The sequence below is a fragment of the Pantoea sp. CTOTU49201 genome (assembly GCF_032054795.1).
GTDB classification, from domain to species: domain Bacteria; phylum Pseudomonadota; class Gammaproteobacteria; order Enterobacterales; family Enterobacteriaceae; genus Pantoea; species Pantoea symbiotica.
The window spans coordinates 1-7,168 of record NZ_DAMBSA010000245.1 but is presented as its reverse complement, the minus strand read 5'-3'; the positions used below and the strand labels follow the sequence as shown (position 1 = coordinate 7,168).

Genomic DNA, 7,168 nt, shown 5'->3' with positions numbered 1-7,168 from the left:
CCCCACGTCCTTCAGCAGAAATTTACCTTATTACGTGATTTTATCCGGTTATTAACCAGCTAATCGGTCCAGCCTGAGCTTGGGCTAATTGTTCAGTTAGCACCACTCTTAACCCATCAAATCCTTATTTCTTAGCTATATCTTTGCAAGAAATTAATCTTTTAAGGCAATGCGCCGGCAAAAAACTGCGCTAGTATTTGATTCTGCCGCAGCTTAATTGGAAATATTTACTAATCAAAATATGCCACTTCGGACCTGTTTTCCCCAACATCCAGGGCTATTCCTATTTAATTTTTCTGAACCCTTTGGCTTCGCTTATCAATGCAGTAAAATTAACTTAATAAACAAGGTATTGTCTTAATAAAAAACCCTATATTCCTTTTTGATGAAAAATACACGCCTTTTATATCCTTATGGAATTTGTCGACAAAATCGAATCCAGTTAATTTCGTGATGTAAGTTAGAACATTAAGTTCACTTTTAAAAAAATATAAAAAGATTACACACAGCAAATATATCTCAGGACAAATATAAAATGAATAAAGGCATCTACTACTACGTGACGATCAGTACCGATCAGGAAGGTTACCATCTTCTGCATCGGAAAGAGTGCAAACGGCTACCCGTAAAGGAGGATATGGTTTTTATCGGCACTCTGTATAATTTAAATCAGGCATTATCAACCGCGCGTATTAATTTCAAAAAGGTTAAACCCTGTATTAAATGTTGTATTCGTTACTCTGCTCCAATAATTCATGAATCTGTACGTCCGGTATTACACTTTCCTCAGAAAATAGCCTGACCGGTTGGGCGGTTGAATTTTATGCAACCGCCCAACCGATATTTCCTCTCCGCCCTGCACTTCACGATTTTTCGTCTATCCTTCTGTGAAATCCCTTTTTTACAGACATGGAGTTGATGATGAGCCTGTTTAGCACCCTTGAAGAAGCCATTGAAGCCGCTCGCGAAGAGTTCCTTGCCAGCCAACCTGAGATCGCTGAAGAAGATGCCAGCGTCAGCCAGTTTGCCCTACAGAAGTACGTGATGCAGGATGGCGACATTATGTGGCAGGCCGAGTTTTTCGCTGAAGAGGATGGTCAGGGTGAATGCCTGCCAATCTCCAGTGGAGAAGCCGCGCAGGCAATTTTTGACGGCGATTTTGATGAAGTTGAACTGCGTCAGGAATGGCAGGCAGAAAATACGCTGCACGAATGGGATGAAGGCGAATTCCAGCTGGAACCCCCGCGCGACCTTGAAGAGGGCGAAGCGGCGGCGCAAGAGTGGGAAGACGACAACAGCCCTTCTGACAATCTGTAATAACGATTATTCGTACGGGCCGTGACTGGCATCCACGGGCAGCAACAGCGTGTCCATCACCAGCGATAGCGGTAAATCGAGAATGGTCAGCACACGCCACGGTCCGTCACGAACGTCCCACTGCACGCCGGGATAATATTGATTGCCGTGACCTTGTCCGGGAAAGGTGCGGCTGATGATACTGCCACAACCAGTGAGCAGAAGAATGGCGGCGCTAAGCGCGGTTATTTTCAGGAAATAATTCACAACATTTACTCACAATGAACTGGCGTTAGTTTAACTGCCTGTGAGGTGAAATACCTACTCCTGACGCGTAAAGATTGCGTCATATTCCGGGCGAAAAAAAAGCGGCATCTCTGCCGCTTTTCACTTTCTCATCTTCAGCGCTGTGGCAGCGCCTCTGGATTGAGCTTCAGCTTCTGATAGCTTTCCACCCACTGATGATATTTTTCCGCGCTTTCCCACAAACGTGAGTGCACACGCGCCAGCACCACTGGATCGCTAATCAGCTGCAGACGCTGCTCGCGGTTCAGTTTCTCTGGCGCATCACTCAGCGCCTGATCGACACGACGGTCGCGCGCATGGTCCAGCAAATCGCTCTGCTTATGACGCGATGTTGCCATCGCCGTCGCCAGCGCGTTAAACGCCGGGTTAAACAGCGCATGCATAAAGCCATTTTTCAGCGCGCGTTGACGGTTGATCTGCAGATAGTGATCGGTATCGACCAGCTCTTTTGGCGGCTCATACTCTTCCGGAATCAGGAACAGCTTAGCGTTCTTACTCTTCTGCCCTACCGTTGCACGGCTCGACATCACTGACACAAACGGCGACAGGATCAGAGAGAATACGATCGGCGACAGCCACCACAGGAAGTTCAGGTCGAGGAAGCCCATTCCGCCCGCCCACACGATACCCAACAGCATCTGTGAACCATGACGACGGAACGCTTCGCTCCACGGCGTCGCATCATCATCACGCTGCGGCGAGTTCCACACCACTTCCCAGCCGAGGAACGCACTGACCACGAACACGGTGTGGAACAGCATGCGTACCGGCGCCAGCAGCACCGAGAACAGCATTTCCAGAATCAGCGAGAAGAACAAGCGGATGGCGCCACCGTAAGGTTTCGCTCCCTTGAACCAAATCAGCACCACGCTCAACAGCTTCGGCAGGAACAACAGCACCAAAGTGGTTGAGAACAAGGCAATCGCCAGATCCGGACGCCATTGCGGCCACACAGGGAAAAGCTGGCGTGGTTGCAGGAAGTATGTCGGTTCCATCAGCGTGTGCACCACCTGCAAAGCAGTAGACAGCGCAAGGAACATGAACCACAACGGCGCAGAGAGATAAGACATTACACCCGTCAGGAACACCGCACGGTGAACCGGGTGCATCCCTTTTACCAGGAACAGACGGAAGTTCATCAGGTTACCGTGGCACCAGCGACGGTCACGCTTCAGCTCATCCAGCAGGTTCGGCGGCAGTTCTTCATAAGAGCCAGGCAGATCGTAGGCGATCCACACGCCCCAACCGGCACGACGCATCAGCGCAGCTTCAACGAAGTCATGCGACAAGATCGAACCGGCGAAGGAACCTTCACCCGGCAACGGTGCCAGCGCACAGTGCTCGATAAACGGCTGCACACGAATGATGGCGTTATGGCCCCAATAGTGTGATTCACCCAACTGCCAGAAGTGCAGACCGGCGGTGAACAGCGGACCGTACACGCGCGTCGCGAACTGCTGGCAACGGGCATACAGCGTATCCATACCTGACGCTTTCGGCGAAGACTGGATAATACCGGCGTTCGGGTTAGCATCCATCATGCGCACCAGACCGGTAAGACACTCACCGCTCATCACGCTGTCGGCGTCCAGCACCACCATGTAACTGTAGTTGCTGCCCCAGCGACGACAGAAGTCATCGATGTTGCCGCTTTTACGCTTCACACGACGACGACGACGACGATAGAAAATCTTGCCCGCGCCACCGACATCACGTACCAGCTCCATCCAGGCTTTCTGTTCGGCGATGGCGATATCGGCATCATAGCTGTCGCTCAGAATGTAGACGTCGAAGTGCTCGGCGTTGCCGGTACGTTTGACCGATTCCCAGGTCGCACGCAGGCCGGCAAACACGCGTTCTACGTCTTCATTACAGATCGGCATGATCAGCGCGGTACGATGTTCCGGATTCAGCGGCTCATCGCCGGTAGTCGAATACGAAATGCTGTACTTATCGCGACCAATCAGCAACTGCAGGAAGCCCATCAGCGCGGTCCAGAAGCCAGCTGAAACCCAGCAGAACAGAATGGCGAACAGGAACAGAATCCCGGTCTGCAGGATGTACGGCAGGATCAGCTCAACCGACTGCAGCCAGTTTTGGTTGAACATCTCGATCGGATCGATCAGCGTCCAGCCCTGATACGGCAGAATGGTTTTCATATACCAGGTTGCCACCACGGTCTGCAAAATCGTCAGAATCAGCAGCACGTAACGACGCATGGAGCCAACGTGGCGCCACTTGTCCTCAGTTTTCTGCTCTTCAACGGTGGCATAACGTGGATTGGACTTCTGGCCGCGCAGGGAATCCCATGCGCGCGCAATCGGGTTGGTGCGCCAGATCTCCGGGAACATCAGCGAACGCTTCACTTTCGGCATCGCCTTGAGTGTGGTGCGATCGAGATAATCCTTGCTGAGCTGCTGACCATCCGCCAAAGAGTCCGGCCAGGCCATTTGCACACGGGATGACACCGATTTCAGCGGCGCATCATCCGGGCGCTCGCTGGCGGCGTTATCCTGCCCCAGCGACGTATGAATAGCGTGGAACGCCTGCGCATTCTGTAGCGAATCGCTCAGACGGGCGCGCCCTGCCGCATCAAGCGGCAGAGCCTCCACGTAAGATTGAGGTAGAAATATCGATTTATTCATTGGCAGGTAGCTGATAGCTCCAGGTTTCCGTCAATGTCTTGTCGCCGCTCACCAGCGCCGCACGCATCTCAGTCGGCTGCTTGTTATCTTTCACACGCAGACGCAACACCAGACGCCAGCCTTTGGTCACCGGGTTGTAGCGCACACTCTGCTCAACCACGTCAGCGTTATTACCCACGCTCACCTGCGGTGCCACTTGCGTATTTTCCGGCAGCTTGCTCATCGCTTTGCCAACGAAATCCACGGTGAAGGCGATAGAACCATCAGGCTGACGCACCAGATTCGACTGCTTCACATCACCGGCAGAGCGCAGCGTGTCTTTCACCCAGGCGATATCGTCGGAGTGCAGCTGATTCTCGTCACGGGTGAAGTGCAGACGATACTGGAAGTTCATCTCTTTGCCTGGCTCTGGCAGTTTTTCCGGCGTCCAGAACGCAACGATGTTGTCGTTGGTTTCATCCGCGGTTGGAATCTCTACCAGCTCAACGCGACCTTTGCCCCAATCACCCTGCGGCTCAACCCAGCCACTTGGGCGCAGATCGTAGCGATCGTCGAGATCCTGGAAACGGCTGAAATCACGCGTGCGCTGCAGCAGACCAAAGCCTTTCGGGTTTTCAACGGTAAAGGTACTGACCGCCAGATGTTTCGGGTTATTCAGCGGACGCCAAATCCACTCTCCGTTACCGGCATGAATCGAAAGACCATTCGAATCGTGCAGCTCTGAACGGAAGTTGGTCACCGGCGAAGGCTGGTTAGCACCAAACAGGAACATACTGGTCAGCGGCGCCACGCCCAGTTTGCCGACGTTATCACGCAGGTAAACTTTGGACTGCACATCAACCGTCGATTCTTTGCCCGGTTTGATGATGAAGCGGTAGGCACCGGACGCACGAGGCGAATCCAGCAGCGCATAGATCACCAGCTGTTTGTCCTGCGGTTTTGGACGTTCAATCCAGAACTCTTTAAAGCGCGGGAACTCTTCGCCCGACGGCAAGGCAGTATCAATCGCCAGGCCGCGCGCCGAAAGACCGTACACCTGGCCTTCACCAATCACACGGAAATAGCTGGCTCCGAGGAAGCTGGTGATCTCGTCGTCTTTGCCCTTTTTGTTTAAAGGATACAACACCTTAAACCCAGCAAAGCCGAGGTTTTTGACTGAATCAGCATCGTGTTTTACGTTGCCGAAATTGAAGTAGTCAGGGTTATATTTAATTTCACGTACTGAAGACGCCGTCACTTCGTTAATTTTCACCGGCGTATCGAAATACATGCCCTGATGATAGAACTCAAGCTTAAACGGCGTGCGCAGTTTGCCCCAATAAGCTTTGTCGTGGTTAAACTGGATCTGCTGATAGTCAGCAAACTTCATTTCACGAAACTGAGAGGGTAAATTGCTTTTTGGCGCTTCGAAACTTTTCCCTGCCAACGCCTTGGCTTGTTTTGCAACATCATCAATGTTAAACGCCCAACTATTGTTGGCATACATAGCCAGCAGAACTGCCGCGCCTACCCAGCGCATCTTTACCAGTCCCACTTTATTATTCACATTATTCAGCACATCCCCCCCTTTCGTGTGCTTAGATCAAACCCGATTATCTTAAAGGATTATTCGGTTTTCCGACAGCGTATGTAATAGATTGTTCCGCTGATTTGTAAGCTGAAAGTGTGCTTTTAGGATAATTAAACCCCGCAAAATCACATACAGATTCACCTGATAGTATACCCTGTTTACAGCCGGTAGAATTTTCCTTCGGCATAATCCGGTTTCAGGGTGAAACCGGCAAGTAAACTGACTATTGGAAGATTATGAGTTCAGCAAAACCCGAACGTGAATATTTCCTCGATTCGATTCGCGCATATTTAATGTTATTAGGCGTGCCTTTTCACGTCTCCCTGATTTACTCCACGCAAAAATGGGCTGTGAACAGCCATGACGCATCGATGTGGTTGACGGTGTTGAATGACTTTATTCACGCCTTCCGCATGCAGGTGTTCTTTGTTATCTCAGGCTATTTTTCCTACATGCTCTACTTACGCTACCAGCCGCAACGCTGGTTGAAAGTGCGTCTGGAGCGTGTCGGCATCCCGATGTTAACCGCCGTTCCGCTGATTACGCTGCCGCAGTTTTTCATCACCAAAAATCTCACTGATAAAATCGGCGACTGGAACAGTTTCTCGCTGTACGACAAGTACAACACGTTGATGTGGGAGTTGATCTCGCATCTGTGGTTTTTACTGGTACTGGTGATTTTGACCACGCTCGGTATGGTGGCGTTTCGCTGGCTGAACCAGCAGCAGCGCGGCATCAATTATCAGCAAATTGGCTGGGGTAAACTGACGCTGGCGCTGCTGATTTATGCTTTAATTTGGTGCGCCTTCCGCCGCGTGCTGTTTTATTTTATCCCGGCCGTTTTTGCCGATGGCCTGTTCAGCATTGCCGTGATGCAAATGCTGATGTTCCTGCCGTTCTTTATGCTGGGCGCGTTGAGCTGGAAGCATCAGGCGCTGAAGGCGCTGTTTGTACGCTTTAATCCGGTGATGTGCTTTGGTGCTATCGCGGTATTTATCGCTTACAGCCTGAATCAGCGTTACAGCAGCGGTGAAGGTTGGCTGTACGAGATCGATATGATTATTTCGACGCTGATGGGTTTGTGCATGCTAAACGTCTGTTTTAGCTTCGGGCATAAGCTGCTGAACAGCCACTCGCCACGCATTATGTATTTGGTGAATGCTTCGCTGTTCATTTATCTGGTGCACCATCCGCTGACCATTTTGTACGGCATCTACATCACGCCGCACATTGGTAGCGACACGCTCGGTTTCTTTGTCGGCTTGCTGATGGTGTTTGGCGTGGCGTTTACGCTGTATGAAATCCATCTGCGCATTCCGCTGCTGCGCTTCCTGTTCTCCGGTAAGCCGCA

At 51.3% G+C, this 7,168-nt stretch carries 6 protein-coding genes; 3 read left to right on the top strand and 3 right to left on the bottom strand.

Going from position 1 to position 7,168, the window contains the following annotated elements; translation table 11 throughout:
• Positions 1–535 precede the first annotated feature (535 nt).
• Together RTY00_RS16295 and RTY00_RS16290 are read left to right on the top strand one after the other, a co-directional pair.
• Positions 536–802 (top strand): hypothetical protein, encoded by a 267-nt coding sequence (locus RTY00_RS16295; RefSeq protein ID WP_008103132.1) that lies wholly within the window; start codon positions 536–538, stop codon positions 800–802.
• Between the two features lie 119 nt (positions 803–921).
• Positions 922–1,317: a MysB family protein gene (locus RTY00_RS16290; protein ID WP_008103134.1), complete on the top strand. Its 396-nt coding sequence runs from the start codon at positions 922–924 to the stop codon at positions 1,315–1,317.
• A gap of 6 nt (positions 1,318–1,323) precedes the next feature.
• Here RTY00_RS16290 and RTY00_RS16285 read toward each other — a convergent pair whose 3' ends face one another.
• From RTY00_RS16285 to RTY00_RS16275, 3 genes are all read right to left on the bottom strand, one after another.
• Positions 1,324–1,563 carry a YceK/YidQ family lipoprotein gene (locus RTY00_RS16285; protein ID WP_008103136.1) on the bottom strand — a complete coding sequence of 80 codons (240 nt, stop codon included), beginning with the start codon at positions 1,561–1,563 and terminating at the stop codon, positions 1,324–1,326.
• Between the two features lie 134 nt (positions 1,564–1,697).
• Positions 1,698–4,247, bottom strand: coding sequence for a glucans biosynthesis glucosyltransferase MdoH (gene mdoH, locus RTY00_RS16280; RefSeq protein WP_312665134.1), 2,550 nt, complete (start codon positions 4,245–4,247; stop codon positions 1,698–1,700).
• On the bottom strand, positions 4,240–5,775 hold the full coding sequence (locus tag RTY00_RS16275; protein ID WP_312665135.1) for a glucan biosynthesis protein G: 1,536 nt from the start codon (positions 5,773–5,775) through the stop codon (positions 4,240–4,242). The genes mdoH and RTY00_RS16275 overlap by 8 nt, the downstream gene beginning before the upstream one ends.
• 278 nt (positions 5,776–6,053) lie before the next feature.
• Here RTY00_RS16275 and mdoC point away from each other — a divergent pair.
• Positions 6,054–7,168: glucans biosynthesis protein MdoC (gene mdoC / locus RTY00_RS16270; RefSeq protein ID WP_312665133.1), on the top strand; the 1,115-nt coding region annotated here is incomplete at its 3' end.